Annotated in this window: 16 protein-coding genes; 10 read left to right on the forward strand and 6 right to left on the reverse strand. The window is 60.0% G+C overall.

Features of this window, described 5'->3' with window-relative positions:
• Positions 1-360 precede the first annotated feature (360 nt).
• From ACZZ0B_RS13005 to ACZZ0B_RS13035, 7 genes are all read left to right on the forward strand, one after another.
• Complete coding sequence (locus ACZZ0B_RS13005) at positions 361-714, forward strand: hypothetical protein (RefSeq protein WP_008088001.1); 354 nt, start codon at positions 361-363, stop codon at positions 712-714.
• 320 nt (positions 715-1,034) lie between these two features.
• Entirely contained in the window at positions 1,035-1,994 is a 960-nt protein-coding gene (locus ACZZ0B_RS13010; protein ID WP_003218556.1) for an AAA family ATPase, read from the forward strand.
• A gap of 5 nt (positions 1,995-1,999) precedes the next feature.
• Positions 2,000-2,944, forward strand: a complete 945-nt coding sequence (locus ACZZ0B_RS13015; protein WP_008088002.1) for a DUF58 domain-containing protein — start codon at positions 2,000-2,002, stop codon at positions 2,942-2,944.
• Complete coding sequence (locus ACZZ0B_RS13020; protein ID WP_064119837.1) at positions 2,941-3,438, forward strand: DUF4381 domain-containing protein; 498 nt, start codon at positions 2,941-2,943, stop codon at positions 3,436-3,438. Before ACZZ0B_RS13015 ends, ACZZ0B_RS13020 begins: the two co-directional genes overlap by 4 nt.
• Positions 3,431-4,510, forward strand: a complete 1,080-nt coding sequence (locus ACZZ0B_RS13025) for a vWA domain-containing protein (protein ID WP_463545400.1) — start codon at positions 3,431-3,433, stop codon at positions 4,508-4,510. Before ACZZ0B_RS13020 ends, ACZZ0B_RS13025 begins: the two co-directional genes overlap by 8 nt.
• Positions 4,507-6,240 (forward strand): vWA domain-containing protein, encoded by a 1,734-nt coding sequence (locus ACZZ0B_RS13030; RefSeq protein WP_463545401.1) that lies wholly within the window; start codon positions 4,507-4,509, stop codon positions 6,238-6,240. Before ACZZ0B_RS13025 ends, ACZZ0B_RS13030 begins: the two co-directional genes overlap by 4 nt.
• Positions 6,237-7,874: a BatD family protein gene (locus tag ACZZ0B_RS13035; protein WP_463545402.1), complete on the forward strand. Its 1,638-nt coding sequence runs from the start codon at positions 6,237-6,239 to the stop codon at positions 7,872-7,874. Before ACZZ0B_RS13030 ends, ACZZ0B_RS13035 begins: the two co-directional genes overlap by 4 nt.
• A 188-nt stretch (positions 7,875-8,062) precedes the next feature.
• On the opposite strand, the gene ACZZ0B_RS13040 is transcribed toward ACZZ0B_RS13035, so the two are convergent.
• The 3 genes from ACZZ0B_RS13040 to ACZZ0B_RS13050 form a co-directional block, all read right to left on the reverse strand.
• Positions 8,063-8,455, reverse strand: coding sequence for a hypothetical protein (locus ACZZ0B_RS13040; RefSeq protein WP_463545403.1), 393 nt, complete (start codon positions 8,453-8,455; stop codon positions 8,063-8,065).
• A gap of 824 nt (positions 8,456-9,279) precedes the next feature.
• Entirely contained in the window at positions 9,280-9,744 is a 465-nt protein-coding gene (locus tag ACZZ0B_RS13045; protein WP_463545404.1) for a hypothetical protein, read from the reverse strand.
• A gap of 144 nt (positions 9,745-9,888) precedes the next feature.
• On the reverse strand, positions 9,889-10,386 hold the full coding sequence (locus ACZZ0B_RS13050) for a hypothetical protein (RefSeq protein ID WP_463545405.1): 498 nt from the start codon (positions 10,384-10,386) through the stop codon (positions 9,889-9,891).
• A gap of 269 nt (positions 10,387-10,655) precedes the next feature.
• On the opposite strand from ACZZ0B_RS13050, the gene ACZZ0B_RS13055 reads away from it, so the two are divergent.
• From ACZZ0B_RS13055 to ACZZ0B_RS13065, 3 genes are read left to right on the forward strand one after another with little or no spacing between them, the layout of a single operon-like run.
• Positions 10,656-11,900 (forward strand): exonuclease SbcCD subunit D C-terminal domain-containing protein, encoded by a 1,245-nt coding sequence (locus ACZZ0B_RS13055; RefSeq protein WP_008088019.1) that lies wholly within the window; start codon positions 10,656-10,658, stop codon positions 11,898-11,900.
• Positions 11,897-15,538 carry an SbcC/MukB-like Walker B domain-containing protein gene (locus tag ACZZ0B_RS13060; RefSeq protein WP_463545406.1) on the forward strand — a complete coding sequence of 1,214 codons (3,642 nt, stop codon included), beginning with the start codon at positions 11,897-11,899 and terminating at the stop codon, positions 15,536-15,538. The genes ACZZ0B_RS13055 and ACZZ0B_RS13060 overlap by 4 nt, the downstream gene beginning before the upstream one ends.
• Positions 15,535-16,119, forward strand: a complete 585-nt coding sequence (locus ACZZ0B_RS13065; protein ID WP_463545407.1) for a glutathione S-transferase — start codon at positions 15,535-15,537, stop codon at positions 16,117-16,119. Before ACZZ0B_RS13060 ends, ACZZ0B_RS13065 begins: the two co-directional genes overlap by 4 nt.
• 318 nt (positions 16,120-16,437) lie before the next feature.
• On the opposite strand, the gene ACZZ0B_RS13070 is transcribed toward ACZZ0B_RS13065, so the two are convergent.
• The 3 genes from ACZZ0B_RS13070 to ACZZ0B_RS13080 form a co-directional block, all read right to left on the reverse strand.
• Entirely contained in the window at positions 16,438-16,695 is a 258-nt protein-coding gene (locus tag ACZZ0B_RS13070; protein ID WP_008088022.1) for a hypothetical protein, read from the reverse strand.
• Positions 16,692-16,904 (reverse strand): hypothetical protein, encoded by a 213-nt coding sequence (locus ACZZ0B_RS13075; protein WP_158833268.1) that lies wholly within the window; start codon positions 16,902-16,904, stop codon positions 16,692-16,694. The genes ACZZ0B_RS13070 and ACZZ0B_RS13075 overlap by 4 nt, the downstream gene beginning before the upstream one ends.
• A gap of 277 nt (positions 16,905-17,181) precedes the next feature.
• The gene (locus tag ACZZ0B_RS13080) at positions 17,182-17,361 is read right to left on the reverse strand and encodes a hypothetical protein (protein ID WP_008088024.1); all 180 of its coding nucleotides are present in this window, start codon (positions 17,359-17,361) and stop codon (positions 17,182-17,184) included.
• Between the last annotated feature and the right edge of the window lie 37 nt (positions 17,362-17,398).

The following is a 17,398-nucleotide window of genomic DNA, read 5'->3' on the forward strand; positions in this document are numbered from 1 at the left end:
ATTCACCTTCCATTGAATGGGCATCTGCAAAAGCGACTGCCGACGGTGCCGGCAATGCCTTTACGGGTGCTCATCCGTTGCGCAGCTTAATGGGTGCGACAATGTGTCTGCTTGCGGTGCTGCGACATATTCGGTCATCGGCACGTAAACCAAGGCTTTCGCACCGGTAAACACTAGCACTCGTGGCGCAAAACGCTGGTCTGAATCCCCGTTTTTACGGTACATGCGTGCCAGAAATGACCATTGACCCACGTCGCGTTCACGACACATCCTCTGACACTCTCACATGCAGAAATTCCCGAGGACTGGCAGAATCGCGCCCATTAGCGACCGATACGCCCCTTGAGGCAGGAATTGACCATGCAAATGACCACCGCCCTACTGATCGTCAACCCGTGCGACGACGAAGAAGACAACATGGCCATGCTGTGCTGCCACAGCGACAAGGGCGACATGTTCCTGATGAGCCGCTACCCGGATGAGGATGAGCTGGAGATCACCCTGGATGGCGAGCCTTCGACGCTCGACGGGGTGAAAGTCACGTTGACTTCGACGCTGCTGAAGATCGAGATCGCGGCGGCGGATGCTGATGCGTTGAATGGGGATGATGTGCTGGAGATCAGCTTCAATCCGGACATGGTGGACATGGATGAGGTTGTCGAGACCCTGAAGAACATCCTTGATGGGACGGGTACCTTCATTAACGAAGTTTGATTGCGCTCGAACTGGCCCCATCGCTGGCAAGCCAGCTCCCACAGGTATCAGCGGTGTGAACGCGATCTATGCAACACATCGGTCCCTGTGGGAGCTGGCTTGCCAGCGATGAGGCCTTCACAGACAGCCAAAAGATCGCAGCCTGCGGCAGCTCCTACATTGGAATGCAATCACCTGTAGGAGCTGCCGAAGGCTGCGATCTTTTGCCCTTTTCTACAAAATGCCGTTAGTCGCCACCCCCCGCGATGGATTAAAGTAACGCCCCCAGCCCCGGCGTTATCCGAACGCCCGTGGCCATCCCTTTCCAGGAACAGTCACCGATGGAACATCGTGAAGCGCTATTGGCGCTGCGAACCTTTCTTTCAACGCAGATTCTCGGCCAGGAAAAACTCATCGAGCGTTTGCTCATCGCCCTGCTCGCCGACGGCCATATGCTGGTCGAGGGCGCTCCGGGTCTGGCCAAGACCAAAGCGATCAAAGAACTCGCCGAGGGCATCGAGGCCCAGTTCCATCGCATCCAGTTCACCCCGGACCTGCTGCCGGCCGATATCACCGGCACCGAGATCTATCGCCCGGAAACCGGCAGTTTCGTGTTCCAGCAAGGGCCGATCTTCCACAACCTGGTGCTGGCGGACGAAATCAACCGCGCGCCGGCCAAGGTGCAATCGGCGCTGCTCGAAGCCATGGCCGAGCGTCAGGTCAGTGTCGGCCGCAGCACCTACGAGCTGTCGCCTCTCTTCCTGGTCATGGCCACACAGAACCCGATCGAGCAGGAAGGCACGTATCCGTTGCCAGAAGCGCAGCTCGACCGTTTCCTGATGCACGTGAAAATCGGTTTCCCGGATGCCGCCGTCGAACGGCGCATCCTCCAGCAGGCCCGTGGCGAAGCGCTGAACGGTGAGACCAAACCCGAGCGCCGGGTCAGCCAGCAGGCGATCTTCGCTGCACGCAAGGAAATCCTTGGTTTGTACATGGCCGACGCCGTGGAGGAATACCTCGTGCAACTGGTCATGGCCACCCGTACGCCGGCCAAGTTCGACCCGGAAATGGCCGAGTGGATCGCCTATGGCGCCAGCCCGCGCGGTTCCATCGCCCTCGACCGCTGCGCCCGCGCCCACGCCTGGCTGGCCGGTCGCGACTTCGTCAGCCCGGAAGACATTCAAGCGGTGCTGTTCGACGTGTTGCGTCACCGCATCATTTTGTCGTTTGAAGCCGAAGCCGCCGGCATCGATCAGGATCGGGTGGTGCAGCGGATTCTCGACGTCGTAGCCGTCGCTTGACCCCTATGAACGCCCCCCTGCCGTCCGAACCGGGCATCCGCGTCAGCCTCGCCGAGCTGATCGAGATGCGCCACCGGGTGCGCGAAGTGCAGCTGTTTTCCACGCCGAGCCAGCGCAGCCCGCTGATCGGCCTGCATCACTCGAAATTCCGTGGTCGCGGCGTCGACTTTGATCAGGTGCGGGTGTATCAGGCCGGCGACGACGTGCGCACCATCGACTGGCGCGTGACGGCGCGCACGCAAGAGCCGCACACCAAGCTGTTCCATGAAGAACGCGAACGGCCGATTTTCATCATGGTCGAGCAAAGCACGCGGCTGTTTTTCGGTTCCGGGCTGATGTTCAAATCGGTACTGGCGGCGCAAGCGGCGGCGCTGATCGGCTGGGCCGCGCTTGGCCACAACGATCGGGTCGGCGGACTGGTATTCGGTGACAACGAGCATTACGAAATCAAGCCACGACGCAGCAAGCAAAGCCTGCTGCAACTGCTCAACCGTCTGGTGAAGGTCAATCAGTCGCTGCACACCGAGCGTGAGCCAGATCGCGATGCCTTCGGCGTAGCCCTGCGCCGCGCCCGCGAAGTGCTGCGGCCCGGCAGCCTGGCCATCGTGATCTGCGATGAACGCGCGTTGTCCGACAGCGCCGAACAACAGCTGAGCCTGCTGGCGCGCCATTGCGATCTGCTGATGCTGCCCATCTCTGATCCGCTGGATCACGCCCTCCCCGCCGCCGGCCTGCTGAGGTTTGCCGAGCGCGGCGCACAACTGGAACTCGACACGCTGAATTTCGACCTGCGCCAGACTTATCGCGCCCAAGCCGAAGCACGCATCGCCCGCTGGGAACTGCTCGCGCAAAAGTTGCGGGTGTTGCTGATGCCGCTGAGCACGCAAAGTGAAATGGTCGAGCAGATGCGCGAGTTCCTCAATCCGCAGCGTCCGGGGAAAGGTCGATGAACGGCCTCGAACAACTGCAACCGCTGATCTCGCCGCCACCGATTGCCTTCTGGCCACCGGCGCCGGGCTGGTGGCTGCTGCTTCTGTTGCTGCCGCTGCTCGGTTTCGCCGCTTGGAAGCTGCGCCGTTTCATTCCCATGAAGAAACGCCCGATCGTACGTGCCGAACAGCCGCTCGACCCGGTGCGCATTGCCGCCCTCGCCGAACTGGCGCAGATGCCCAAGCCCTACGACGGCGCCCCGGCTGGCGCCTGGCTGCAACAACTCAACGGCCTGCTCAAACGCCTGTGCCGCAACCATTATCCGTACAGCCAGAGCCACACCCTCAACGGGCGTAAATGGCTGGCGTTCCTTGATAACCGCTGCCCGGCGGCGGGCCTGACGCGCTGGATGGTGCTGGTCGAAGGCGCGTACAAACCGGAATGCAAACTCGACGACAAGGCCATCGCCGGCCTGACCCAAGCCGTCGACACGTGGATTCGCAAACATGTTTGAGTTCGCCTGGCCGTGGATCTTTGCGCTGTTGCCGCTGCCGTGGTTGATGCGCCTCGTATTGCCGGTGGCCGACAGCGGCGAACCGGCGCTGAAAGTCAGCTTTCTGTCCGACCTCGAAGGCCTCGCCCGCCGTCGCGCCCGTGCCAACCTGCCAGCGTGGCGCCAACAGGCGCCTTTCATGCTCCTGTGGCTGTTGCTGTTGACCGCCGCCGCCCGCCCGCAATGGCTCGGCGAACCGTTGCCGATTGCCGCCAGCGGCCGTGATCTGCTGGTGGCGGTGGACGTGTCCGGCTCCATGGATTTCCCCGACATGCAGTGGCAGGACGAAGACGTCAGCCGTCTTTCGCTGGTTCAGCATTTGCTCGGCGACTTCCTGGAAAGCCGCGACGGCGACCGCGTTGGCTTGATCCTCTTCGGCAGTCAGGCGTACCTGCAAGCGCCGCTGACGTTTGATCGCCACACCGTGCGCGTCTGGCTCGACGAGGCGCGAATCGGCATCGCCGGCAAGAACACCGCCATCGGCGACGCCATCGGTCTGGCGCTGAAACGCCTGCGCATGCGCCCGGCGCAAAGCCGCGTACTGATTCTGGTCACCGACGGCGCCAACAATGGCGGCGAGATCGATCCGCTGACGGCCGCGAAACTGGCAGCCAGCGAAGGCGTGAAAATCTATCCGATCGGCATCGGCGCCAATCCCGAGGACAGCGGTTCGACCGGTCTGCTCGGCGTCAATCCGAGCCTGGACCTCGACGAACCGGCGCTCAAGGCCATCGCCGAAGTCACCGGCGGGCAATACTTCCGCGCGCACGACGGCAAAGAGCTGCAAGCGATCAAGGACACCCTCGACCAGCTCGAACCGGTGACTCAACAACCGACCCAGGCGCGTCCGGCGCAAGCCTTGTATCACTGGCCGCTGGCGCTCGCGTTGTGGTTGAGCCTATTGCTGGTCGCCCGCGAATTGTGGCCGGATAACCCGCTGCAACGCCTGTTCACCAAGGAGCTGTATCTGCAAAGTCCGCTGCCTGACTGGCGCGAGCGCCTCAAGCGCCTGCGTCTGCGGAGGCGCCGATGATCGCGCTCTGGCCGCACTGGTTCCGCCCTTGGTGGTTGCTGTTATTGCCGCTGCTCGGCTGGCTGATCTGGCAGCTCTGGCACCGGCAGAAACGTGCCGGGCGCTGGCAGATGATCCTGCCGCCAGCGTTCCACGCCACCCTGCTCAGCGGTGGCAGCGGGCGCGACAGCAAACTGCCGTGGATCGCCCTTGGCGTGGCGTGGCTGCTGACGATTCTGGCGCTGCTCGGGCCGAGTTGGGAGCGCGTCGAACAGACCAGCCAGAAACCCGCCGACCCGTTGGTGGTGGTGCTGGAGCTGACCCCGGAAATGCTCGCCACCGACTCGCCGCCGACGCGGCTGGAACAGGCACGGCGCAAGCTGTTCGACCTGTTACAAGCACGCAGCGATGCGCAGACCGCGATTGTCGTTTACGCCGGCAGCGCACACACGTTGGTGCCACTGTCGGATGATCTGGCCACCAGTCGCAATCTGCTCGATGCGCTGAAACCGTCGCTGATGCCGGAAAGCGGTCATCGCGCCGATCTGGCGGTGCGCAAAGCGCTGGCGTTGTTGAAACAGGGCGCGCTCGGTCAGGGACGGATTCTGCTGATCGGCTCTTCCTTGAACGAAGAGGAACGCCAAGGCATTCGTCGTGCGCTCAGCGGTGAATCGGCGCAACTGCTGATGCTCGGTGTCGGCACCGCTGAAGGTGCGCCGATTGCCCAGGAGGACGGCAGCTTCCTCAAGGATGAACAAGGCGCGATTCGTGTGCCGCAACTCGACAGCCCGGGCCTGAGCGCATTCCTCAACAGCGTCGGTGGTGAATACCACCCTGCCCGCCTCGACGAGGCGGATCTTGGCGCGCTCGGCCTGCTCAACGGCCCGCGCAGTCTGCGCGACGATGGCCAGACCGTGCGCCTGGATACCTGGGCCGATCAGGGTTACTGGCTGCTGTTGCCGCTGTTGTTGCTGGCTGCGTGCGCCGGGCGGCGTGGCTGGTTGTTCTGCCTGCCGCTGCTGTTCTGCTTGCCGCAGCAGAGCTACGCTTTCGACTTCGAAGATTTGTGGCTGCGCCCGGATCAACAGGGCCTGCACTTGCTCAAGCAGAAACGCCCCGCCGAAGCGGCGCAACATTTTGCTGATCACCAGTGGCAAGGGGTGGCGTTGTACGAGGCCGGCGACTACAGTGGCGCCGCTCAGCGCTTCGCCGAAGGCAGCGATGCCCGCGCCCACTACAATCGTGGCAACGCGCTGGCAAAAAGTGGTGAGCTGGAAGCGGCGATCGATGCCTATGAACAGGCCCTGGAGCTGCAACCGGATTTGCGCCCGGCGCAGACCAACAAGGCGCTGGTAGAGAACCTGCTGAAGCAGAAACGCACGCCGCCGCCCGCCGAACCGGAACGCAAACCGACCGAGCAGAACTTGCCCGGCGACGAGCCGCCCGCGACCGCACCGCCGCCAGCAGTGAAAAGCGAAAGCCCGAGCGAGGCGCAACCCGCCGAGCCTGCCAGCGAACCGCCACCGACCACACCGCCGCAGCCCGGCCCCAATGAAATACCGGGCAGCGATGAGGAAGAACAGACGGACACCGTGCCGACCCTGCGCCCAAGCGAGAACAACCTCGACGGCGAGCAGCGTCAGGCACTGGAACAATGGCTGGGCAAGATCCCGGACGATCCGGGCGAACTGCTGCGACGCAAATTCTGGTACGAACAGCAACAACATCAGGATCAGGAAAACACTCGATGACCCGCTTCACCGCTCTCTTGCTGCCCCTGCTGATTTGCTCGGCCATCGCTGATGGCGCCGAGCTGACCGCCAGTGTGGATCGCAGTCGCCTGAACTCCGGCGAGACGGTCGAGCTCACCCTCGAAACCAGCGACGTCACCCAGTTCGGCAAACCTGACCTGACACCGCTGGAGCCGCTGTTCGAAGTGCGTGGCACGCGCCAGGTCAACCAGCTCAACACCCTCAATGGCGACAACCGCGCGACCACGCGCTGGATCATCACGCTGTTGCCGAAAGAGAACGGCAGCGTGGTCATTCCGCCGTTGCAGATGGGCGACGTGCAGAGCCAGCCGATCACCGTGCAAGTGGTTGAAAGCGATACCCGCGAAGACAAGAACAGCCTCGATCCGGTGTTCATCGAAGCCAGCCTCGACCAGTCCAGCGTCTACGTGCAGGCCCAGGCGATCCTGACGTTGCGCATCTACCATTCGGTGTCGCTGTACGACGACAGCAGCCTGACCCCGTTGCAGATCGCCGATGCGCGCATCGAGCAACTGGGCGATACGCGCACCTACGAAAAAGACCTCAACGGCGTGCGCCATGGCGTGATCGAAATGCGCTATGCGATCTACCCGCAGCACAGTGGTTTGCTGACGATTACCCCGCAAACGTTCAGCGCCACGCTGGTCGATACGCAGCCCGCACAAGACAACAATGCGCAGGGGCCGAAGCCGGGCAAACTGATGCGCGTCAGTTCCTCGGCGATCCCGTTGACGGTCAAACCCAAGCCGCTCACTTATCCGGTCGATGCCCCTTGGCTGCCGGCGCGCAGCCTGAGTTTGAGCGAGAGCTGGAACCCTGAACCGGAACACACGCAGATCGGCGACTCGTTGACCCGCAGCCTGACCCTGAAAGTCGAAGGCCTGGCCAGCTCGCAACTGCCGGCGCTGCCCGCCACCGACGTCAACGGTTTGCGCCGCTACCCCGATCAACCGGTGCTGAGCAATCAAAGCACCGACCGCGGGCTGGTCGGCAGCCGCGAAGAACGCGAAGCGCTGGTGCCGAGCCGCAGCGGTGCAATCGACCTGCCGACGGTGGACGTGGTGTGGTGGAACACCTTCGAAGATCACCTGGAACACAGCAGCCTGCCGGCGCGCACGCTGCAAGTGGCGAACAACCCGAGCCTGCAGGTCGACACCCCGGCCGGTACGCTGCAACCGAGTGTCGTCGATAACGATGTGTTGTGGTGGTGGAAGTTGAGCACACTGATTCTCGCCTGCACCACCCTGCTCGGCTTCGGCCTGTGGTGGCGCGCGCGCTGGCAACCGGCGGTGCATCGCGCCGCCCAAACCGGCCCGAGCCCGCGCACCTTGATGGACGACATCAAACGCGCAAGCCAGGCCAACGACCCGCAAGCGACACGGCAGGCGCTGGATGCATGGGCGCGTCAGCAGCCGGAAACCCTGGCGGACATGGCGGCGCGGTTTGTGCCGTTGTCAGATGCCCTCGACGGGCTCAACGGCGCGCTGTACAGCGAAACCGGCCAACATTGGCAAGGTGAAGATTTGTGGCGAGCGATCCGCACGATTCCGACCGCTGAGCGCGTACACGACCCAGTGGGCGACAGTGGTTTGCCACCGCTTTATCCGAAGTAAAAGATCAAAAGATCGCAGCCTTCGGCAGCTCCTACAGGGGAGTGTATTCCCCGTGTAGGAGCTGCCGAAGGCTGCGATCTTTCGATTTTGCTAAAGATTAAAAAAGACTGAAGGCAATCGGCGGCACGCAGATTGATGCGCAGATTTAAAGTTTACCTGTCATTTCCAGAGGACAGACGATTACATTCTTATAAATAATCCAACCAGTCATTTGAATTAACCGAATACCCCTTTTCACAAAAAGCCTCATATCGCTCTCTGTATCTATCTATAGAAGCAGCTGCAACGTCTATGCAAATATATCCACGCCCTCTCTCCTCAACAGACAGCGACACGGGATCTATTTTGGTCGGAGAGTCGCCTACCACGACTCCCGACAAATTCGACCTGTGAAATATAAAGCTCTTCCCTCCACCAAGTGGAAGTATTAACTCCGCAATAGCAAATATTATCTCTGGCCTTGAAATCTCATAGCGATCACCCTCCTCATAGTTTTCGGAGTAGTTCTCCGGAACGAGGAACAAACTATGATTTATAATTACAAGCCAACCTTGCAAGTCAACACGACCGCCAACATTCATTTCTACTCCCCAATCAAAAGAACGTCGCACAGCGTTATCCAACGCGCTCTGTGTCGTCATATCAAGCCTCAGACGACTCGTTTACTTCCTTTATATAAGAAGTAAACATTCCACCCCCTTGATCCACATGCATCCGCCCGCACGGCTGGCATCGATAAACCGTAACAGCCCCTTGGTCTATCGTTTCGTAGAATTCTTCTTCAGACAGCCAGCGATTTGCTAGCGCACAGCCAATTTCATCTATCTTCTGTTCAGCCACCAGAGACATTTCAAACTCGGACGTCCCTCGCGACAGGTTAATGACGTGACCGCATACACAAGCAAATTTTGGCATGGCTACTGAAGCTTCCTTTTTCTGTTCAAGTTTTGCCTTATGGCAATTTTAGAGTCACACCCACGTGATAAAAATTTTTTCACGGTGTACTGAAGTAAACCGGCGACAGACCACTTTATCCTGTCAGGAACGGCTGAACGAAAAGTACCTCTTCACCTGCCAATCGCTGACCGCGCCAAGTGAATTGGGCCCATTTCAAAAATTCTACACCGACGACCATCAAGGCATCATCGAAGTAGACATGAAGTCCCAAATCATCGTATGCGTCAGTCGGGACTACGGAATACGGACGTTTCAAAAACTCGTCAAAGGGGCTTTCAAGGGCTGACCTCGACTCGTCACGGGCCAAAAATTCGTAGGCAAATAAATATTCCTCCACCGGATCCAGCCACTGGCGAATTTGGCCATCGTCTCCGCGTAACCCAGAAAGATGGCTGCCAATTCTGGCTGGGCTTCCAACTCTTCGAGCTCCCATGCCGTCGTTAGATTTTCATACTCCGTATGCCTCAACAAATCCCTTGTCACTCGATTCAACGGTAAGCACTGCTTCCTCATACCCTTCAAGGTCATCGCTCAGCCAGGTTTCCCCTGGGCGCAGTAGATGAAACTTCACCGTCGCATCGAATTCGTCACCCGAAATGACTCCCCGCAGAACTCCCGGCATACATGACTTGTTCCACGCCTCAAACACTAAAGACAGGTAGGAGCACGCGCATGCCAAAAAATCAGCGTTTACATAATCATCGGCATGGATCGAATTTACGAAACATTCATATCCCGTTCTATCTGGGAAATTCTTCAGGCTTACATGCTTCTGGAAGCTCTCCAGACTCGCCAGAAAAACACAGCCATCCCGTTCCACGAAACCGGACCTTGCGATATCCGCCAACTCGCCGTCCAGAGAAGCACGTCCCGCACGAGTGAGCATTTGCTCCATTTCATTGTTAAGTTTCACACGCTTCCCTCAAGCATCATGCCACTCCGCCAAGCACCGGGTGCTGCACAGGTGTATAGCGCACGGATAGATGCCACTCATCCAAAGACGAGAGTTTTCTCAAAGTCCCATAAAAATCCGCCTCTTGCTCCGAGTCCCGACGTCTCATGTTCCGGCTCCCAAACTCAGTGGCCCAACCTGGTGAAAAGTAATAGCCGGGCCATAGTTTTGCTCTGAGTTCGACACCTCTACGCAGAAGACCTTCTCTGGAAACTTCTCTTTCAGCACCATGCGCCACGAAAAACCAATCACATTGCACAATTGAAGAAAAACATCATCCGAAACATCACGGGCACCCAAACCAAAAACGTCATAGATCCTCACAACATTCAATAACTGCTCAGTCTTTGAAAGATTACCGGAGGCAAGGGCAAAGCACCTGTCAAACACTTCATCTGAAAAATTTCGCCCTAAAAATACACCACCCTCGGCTACCACAAAGTCAGGGAAGAGCATATTGGAAAACATCAAAACATGGTCGGGCCTGCATTGATCAAAGATGTACGAATGAACATCCAGATCTTCTTGGCTCGACCATTGTTTTTTCCAGGAACAATACGCGTGGGTGTCAGTAACAGAAGGTATCGAATTGACCCGTTTCATTGCACTTGCTCCAAACTCTATATCGCTGTGTGGGCTATCGTGGCGCGGAGGATGAAGCCCGACGGATTGTTCGACCTCAAAATGATATCAATATAATGGCTAAATGGTAGGTAACCGGCGTTGGGTCGTCAATTAAGGGACTCACCGAAATCATCGCCTCCACCTTCCGGACAAGCCCTCGCACCGCAATAATCTGTAAACTCTCCCCTCTTTCGCCGCCTCTTCATTCCCGCGCGGCCATCACCTCCTTAATTGTTGCGGAGTCCGCCTTGCGTCTGTTTCACACCTCCGACTGGCACCTTGGGCAAAACCTGCACGGCCAGGAGCGCGATTTCGAGCACGCCTGTTTTCTCGAATGGCTGCTGGATCAACTGAAACTGGCGCAGCCGGATGTGCTGCTGATTGCCGGTGACATCTTCGACACGGTCAACCCGCCGGTCAAAGCCCAGGAACGTCTCTACGACTTCATCGTCAGCGCCCACGAGCAGCAGCCGTTGCTGACCATCGTGATGATCGCCGGCAACCACGATTCCGGCTCGCGGATTGAACTGCCGGCGCCGTTGATGCGCCGTTTGCGTACGCACGCGCTGGGTCGGGTGTTGTGGCTGGATGACGGCCAACTCGATGCCGAACGTCTGCTGCTGCCACTGCCCAATGCCCAAGGCGAGATCGCCGCGTGGTGCCTGGCGCTGCCGTTCCTGCGCCCGGCGGAAGTGACGGGCGCGCATCTGGGCGACAACTATTTGCGCGGCATCGGTCAGGTGCACGAATGGCTGATCGAAGCGGCCAACGCCAAGCGCCAACCCGGTCAGGCTTTGATTGCCATCAGCCACGCGCACATGGCCGGCGGCTCGGTATCGGAAGATTCCGAGCGCAGCCTGATCATCGGTAACGCCGAAGCCCTGCCCGCCAGCCTGTTCGGGCCGAGCATCAGTTACGTCGCCCTCGGCCATTTGCACAAGCCGCAGAAGGTCAACGGTGAGGAGCGCATTCGCTACAGCGGTTCGCCGATTCCGTTGTCGTTCTCCGAGATCAAATATGAACATCAGATTCTCGACGTCCTGCTTGAGGGTGAAACCCTGATCAGCGTCGAGTCGAAACACATTCCGAGATCGGTCCAGCTCCAACGCATCGGCCCGGCACCGCTGGCCGAGATCCTGCTGCAACTGGCAGATTTGCCGAACATCGACCTGCTCGCCGAAACCCAACGCCAGCCGTGGCTCGAAGTGCGCGTAACCCTCGACGAGCCGCAACCGGATCTGCGCCACCAAGTGGAAAACGCCCTGCAAGGCAAAGCCGTGCGCCTGGTGCGTATCGCCGCTGAATACGCCGGCAACCGGGGCGCTGACGGCGAGGCGGACGGCACTACGCTGATCGAACTCGACCAACTGACCCCGCAGGAGTTGTTCAGCCGCGCCTGGCTCGACAACTACGGCAACGAAGTCGATGAGCAGACGCTGAAGGACTTCGCCGAACTGCTGCAAGACGTGCAACTGGAGGGCGAGCAGCCATGAAGATTCTCGCCATTCGCTTGAAGAACCTCGCCTCATTGGCCGGGCCATTCGAAATCGATTTCACCGCTGAACCGCTGGCCAGCGCCGGTTTGTTCGCGATCACTGGCCCGACCGGCGCGGGTAAAAGCACCCTGCTCGATGCGTTGTGCCTGGCGCTGTTCGGCGCCGTGCCGCGCCTGAACAACACCGGCCGTGACGCCAAAGTCCCCGATGCCGACGGCGAAATCGCCACTGGCGACCCGCGCACCCTGTTGCGTCGCGGCACCGGTGAAGGCTATGCCGAAGTGGATTTTGTCGGTGTCGATGGCCGGCGCTATCGCGCGCGCTGGGAAGCCAATCGCGCCCGCGAAAAGGCCGGCGGCAAGTTGCAGGCCAGCCGTCAGAGCCTGCGCGACATCGATCAGGATCAGCTGCTCGCCAGCCAGAAAGGCGAGTACAAAACCCAACTGGAAGCGGCACTCGGCCTGAACTTCGAACAGTTCACCCGCGCCGTGCTGCTGGCGCAGAGCGAGTTCAGCGCCTTCCTCAAAGCGGACGATAACGACCGTAGCGAACTGCTGGAAAAGCTCACCGACACCGCGCTGTACACCCGTCTCGGCCGCCGCGCCTTCGACAAGACCAAAGAGGCCCGCGAAGCGCACAAGCTGTTGCAGGATCAGGCCACCGGCGTCACTCCGCTCGCGCCCGAAGCGCGGGCGGAACTGGATGAGCGTTTCAACGCCGCGCAACAGCAACTGAAGTTGCAGCAGGCGCAACTCAAACAGCTTGAGCAACAGCACAGCTGGCTCAAGGATTTGCGGCTGTTGCAGGATGCACAGCAAGCTGCCACCGAACAATTGCACAGCGCCCGACAGCAATGGGAAGGTCTGGCCGGCGAACGCGTGAAGCTCAACCGCCTGGAGCAGCTCGGCCCGCAACGTCACCAGTTCGCGCGCAAAACCGAGCTCGATGCGCTGCTGACACCGTTGGCGGCACAGATTGCCGAGCACACCCGGCAGCACGCCGAACTGACTGAACGCCAGACGCAACTTGAGCAAGATCTCAGTGCGGCAAAAGTGGCCCTGAGCGAAGCGCAGCAGCGTCAGTCGGAAAATGCGCCATTGTTGCGTCAGGCTTTCGAAGAGCAAAGCACCCTCGCCCGCCTGGCCAAAGATGTCGCCGCTTGCGCTGACGCCAAAACCAACGCGCAACAGCAGTGCAGCGACGGCCAGGGCGCCATTCAAGCCTTGCAGGAAAAACAGAGCGAGGTCGCCGAACGCTTGCAGCGCATCGCTGCCGAGCTTGCGCAAAGCGCGCATCTGGCGCCGTTGAGCGATGCGTGGAATGCCTATCGCGATCGTCTGCAGCAGCTGATGCTGATCGGCAATCGCCTGAACAAGGGCCAGGCCGAACTGGCGAGCCTCGAAGAAAACGCCACGCGCAGCGCCGAAGCGTTGACCACGCAGAAGCAGCAACTTGAGGTGCTGTTCAAAGAGGCCGGCGCCGAGCCGGATGCCGTCGCCGAACAGATAGGCATCCTCGGCACGCTGTTGCAGGACAACCGCAAACAGCTGCGCGCCTTTGAAGACCTGTCGCGCCTGTGGGCCAGCCAGCAGGATCTGGACAAGCGCGGTGCCGAACTGCAACAACGCCAGCTCAGCGCTCAACAGGAACGCGAGCGCCTGACGCAGGACGGGGTGAAAAGCAAAGCCGAACTGACCGTCGCCGAGCAAACCCTCAACGTCACCCGCGAACTGCTTGAGCGCCAGCGCCTGGCGCGCAGTGCCAGTGTCGAAGAGTTGCGTGCGCAGTTGCAGGACGATCAACCGTGCCCGGTGTGTGGCAGCAATGAGCATCCGTATCACCAGCCCGAAGCACTGCTGCAAAGCCTCGGCCGTCACGATGAAAGTGAGCAGGCCAACGCCCAGCAAGTGGTCGATCAGCTCAAGGAAAAGCTCATCGAACTGCGCGCCGAAGTCGGTGGCGTCATCGCGCAGCAGAAAGAACTGCTGCAACAGCAAGAACAACTGGCGAGCCAGCAACAGGCGCTTGCGCCGAGCTTCGAAGCCCATCCGTTGTCCGCGCAGTTGCTGAATCAGGACGCTGACAAGCGCGACGCCTGGCTCCTCCGCCAGAACGAGCAGTTGAACCAGAGCATCACGCAGGACGAACAGCGCCAGAGCGCCCTGCTCACCCTGCAACAGGATGCCGCGCGCCTGACTCAACAGTTGCGTCAGGCGGAAACCGCACATCAACAAGCCGCGCAGCACTTGAGCAATCAGCAGCGCGAGCTGAGCAGCGACCGTCAACGCCTCGACGAGGAACTGACGGCGTTTGGCACGCTGCTACCGGCCGACACCCTTGAAGCCCTGCGCCAGGAACCGGCGGCGACGTTCATGCAACTCGACCGGCAGATCGCCGAGCGCCTGGCACAGGTCGAGCAGCAAAAGGAAGAATTGAGCGAGCAGCAGCAACGCCAGCAGACGCTGGAGAAAGAACAGGACCGACAGCTGACCCGCGTGCAGCAAGCGCAAGCGGCCGAGCAGCAGTTCAACGCGCTGGCCGAACAGCAGCAAGTCTGCCAGCAGAAACTCGCGCAATTGCTTGGCGAGCACAACTGCGCCGAGCACTGGCAGCAGCAGCTGGAACACGCCGTGGAACAGGCGCGCAACGCCGAAACCGCCACGGCGCAGGAACTGCAAAGCGTGCGCACGCAGTTGGTGCAGATCGCCGCTGAGCTCAAGGCGCAGCAACAGCGTTTGCAGGCACTGGAAAGCGAGGACCAGGATCTGGCCGGCAAGATAGCCGACTGGCGCGCGCGCCATCCCGAGCTGGATGATGGCGGTCTCGAAGACTTGCTGCGAGTCGACGACGCGCAGTTCACCGAGCTGCGCCAGCGCTTGCAACTGAACGAAAAAGCCATCGAGCAAGCCACGGTCTTGTTGCAGGAACGTGAGCGGTTACTGGTCGACCATCAAGCCCAAAGCAACGGCAATCTCGACGCCGAGCAACTCGCCACGGCCCTGACGGATCTGCAGAACCAGTTCACCGTCAGCGAACAGCAATGCGCCGAACTGCGTGCCGAACAGGTCGAAGACCAGCGCCGACAGAACGCCAATCAGGCGCTGGCCCAGCAGATTGCTGATGCCTACGCCGAGTATCAGCGTTGGGCGCGGCTCAGTGCGCTGATCGGCTCCGCGACCGGCGACACCTTCCGCAAGATCGCCCAGGCCTACAACCTCGACCTGCTGGTGCATCACGCCAACGTGCAATTGCGCCAACTGGTCAAACGCTACCGCCTGAAACGCGGCGGCAGCATGCTCGGCTTGCTGGTGATGGACACCGAAATGGGTGACGAACTGCGCTCGGTGCATTCGTTGTCTGGCGGCGAAACGTTCCTGGTGTCGCTGGCGTTGGCATTGGGCCTGGCGTCGATGGCGTCTAGCACGCTGAAGATCGAATCGCTGTTTATCGACGAAGGCTTCGGCAGCCTCGATCCGGAGTCGCTGCAACTGGCGATGGATGCGCTGGACGGCTTGCAGGCGCAAGGGCGCAAGGTCGCGGTGATTTCCCATGTGCAGGAAATGCACGAACGGATTCCCGTGCAGATTCAGGTGCAGCGTCAGGGCAACGGTTTGAGCACACTGGAGGTGAAATGAACACGCTGTACTCGTTCCGCCGCTGCCCGTATGCGATGCGGGCGCGGATGGCGTTGCGTTATTCGGGTGTGCCGGTGGACATCGTTGAAGTCAGCCTCAAGGCCAAACCGGCGGAGATGCTGGCGATCTCGCCCAAGGGCACGGTGCCGGTGCTGGATGCGGACGGTCGGGTGATTGATGAGAGCCTGGAGATCATGCGCTGGGCGTTGGCGCAGAATGACCCGCAGAACTGGTTGCTTGATGGCGATTCGCGAATTGCCGAGTTGATCGAGGCGAATGATCAGGGGTTCAAGGTTGATTTGAATCGCTACAAGTATGCCGAGCGTTATCCGGAGCAACCGATGGAGGTTTATCGGGCTGAGGGTGCGGTGTATTTGCAGCGGCTGGAGGGGTTGCTGCAGGATCGCGATTATTTGCTGGCGGATCATCCGAGCCTGGCGGATATCGCCCTGCTGCCGTTTGTTCGGCAGTTTGCGCATGTCGATCGTGAGTGGTTTGCGCAGACGCCTTATCCGCGTCTGCAGGCTTGGTTGCACAATTTCCTCGAGTCCGACCTCTTCACCTCGATCATGAAGAAGTAACCCTCTCCTTCCTTCCTGCCTGATTGATCGTTCCCACGCTCCGCGTGGGAATGCCTCGAGGGACGCTCCGCGTTCCAATTGGACGCAGAGCGTCCGGGGCTGCATTCCCACGCAGAGCGTGGGAACGATCAACCCTGTGGTGAGGGGATTTATTGTGGCGAGGGGATTTATCCCCGTTCGGCTGCGAAGCAGTCGTGAAACCATTCTATGCGGTGTATCAGGCAAATTTGAGTTGCAGGATTTGGGGCTGCTTCGCAGCCCAACGGGGATAAATCCCCTCGCCACAATAAATTCCATCACCACAATGAATTGCGATGTCTAGGCAAGCGCATTGCACATCCCGAGCGCCATGCAATCCACTTCGAAGGGGCCGAGGAAATTGGCGGCGGCCTTCACCGGCGGATTCCCCGCCATCAGTCCCAACGTATTCGCCCGTTCGATATTGTGCGCAATGCTGTGATTGGCCTCTATGGCCCGCGCCAAACCGCCCACCGAGCCTTGGCCGACGCCCAATAACGAGGCGCCGTTGGTCATGACCGCCAGACTGGCGATGACCCAAAGTCTGTAGCCTTTCATGCGCCGCCAACTCCCGCGAGTTCCGCCCGGTCGACCATCACGCTCTGCGAGCGGACTTCAAACTGGATGCCGGGGTGGGCGACGTCGATCGGCGCGTCGAAGGTGTGTTCCATCTGCGAGGCGATGCTGACAACCAGCACCACGGCCAAGTAAAGACCGATGGCCAGGTAGGCGCCGCGTTTGGCTGAATGAAGGATTGCGCTGGCCATGGTGTTCTCCGTGGGCATGTTTCGATGGCCACAGAATCGATCAAAAAAGCCGGGGTAACCACTCAGGGTTTGCCATAGTGAACATCAGCTTCGTTGATTATTTAGCCGGTCTATTTGCGCATTCGAGAAAACCTATGACGCTACGAAACGCACACGAGGGCGACGATCAACACGCGCACAAACATGTAGGAGCTGCCGAAGGCTGCGATCTTTTGATCTTGAAAGTCAAAAGATCGCAGCCTTCGGCAGCTCCTACAGGGGAGTTGTGTGCAGGCGTTCAGTGTTGGGTTTTGTGATCCAGGGCGGCGTAGAAGTTGGCGCTCTGTTGCAGGTATTTTTGGGTGTAGCTCTGGGTGTGGGATTTTTTGCTGGCGATTTCAACGTTGGCACCGGCTGGCAGCACCACGGTGGCGGAGATGGCGGAAGCGGCGATAACGGAGAAGAGATTGAAGTTCATGGCGGTAACCCTCGTGTTCGGTTGGCTTGCTTGCCCG

This window comes from Pseudomonas sp. AC247, assembly GCF_979258015.1.

Excerpts from the sequence above, each read along its gene's own strand:
- ACZZ0B_RS13030 (WP_463545401.1), top strand. The coding sequence starts at position 4,507 with ATGATCGCGCTCTGGCCGCACTGGTTCCGCCCTTGGTGGTTGCTGTTA.
- ACZZ0B_RS13035 (WP_463545402.1), top strand. The coding sequence starts at position 6,237 with ATGACCCGCTTCACCGCTCTCTTGCTGCCCCTGCTGATTTGCTCGGCC.
- ACZZ0B_RS13025 (WP_463545400.1), top strand. The coding sequence starts at position 3,431 with ATGTTTGAGTTCGCCTGGCCGTGGATCTTTGCGCTGTTGCCGCTGCCG.
- ACZZ0B_RS13005 (WP_008088001.1), top strand. The coding sequence starts at position 361 with ATGCAAATGACCACCGCCCTACTGATCGTCAACCCGTGCGACGACGAA.
- ACZZ0B_RS13075 (WP_158833268.1), bottom strand. The coding sequence starts at position 16,904 with ATGGCCAGCGCAATCCTTCATTCAGCCAAACGCGGCGCCTACCTGGCC.
- ACZZ0B_RS13080 (WP_008088024.1), bottom strand. The coding sequence starts at position 17,361 with ATGAACTTCAATCTCTTCTCCGTTATCGCCGCTTCCGCCATCTCCGCC.
- ACZZ0B_RS13010 (WP_003218556.1), top strand. The coding sequence starts at position 1,035 with ATGGAACATCGTGAAGCGCTATTGGCGCTGCGAACCTTTCTTTCAACG.
- ACZZ0B_RS13050 (WP_463545405.1), bottom strand. The coding sequence starts at position 10,386 with ATGAAACGGGTCAATTCGATACCTTCTGTTACTGACACCCACGCGTAT.
- ACZZ0B_RS13060 (WP_463545406.1), top strand. The coding sequence starts at position 11,897 with ATGAAGATTCTCGCCATTCGCTTGAAGAACCTCGCCTCATTGGCCGGG.
- ACZZ0B_RS13040 (WP_463545403.1), bottom strand. The coding sequence starts at position 8,455 with ATGAATGTTGGCGGTCGTGTTGACTTGCAAGGTTGGCTTGTAATTATA.
- ACZZ0B_RS13020 (WP_064119837.1), top strand. The coding sequence starts at position 2,941 with ATGAACGGCCTCGAACAACTGCAACCGCTGATCTCGCCGCCACCGATT.
- ACZZ0B_RS13015 (WP_008088002.1), top strand. The coding sequence starts at position 2,000 with ATGAACGCCCCCCTGCCGTCCGAACCGGGCATCCGCGTCAGCCTCGCC.
- ACZZ0B_RS13065 (WP_463545407.1), top strand. The coding sequence starts at position 15,535 with ATGAACACGCTGTACTCGTTCCGCCGCTGCCCGTATGCGATGCGGGCG.
- ACZZ0B_RS13070 (WP_008088022.1), bottom strand. The coding sequence starts at position 16,695 with ATGAAAGGCTACAGACTTTGGGTCATCGCCAGTCTGGCGGTCATGACC.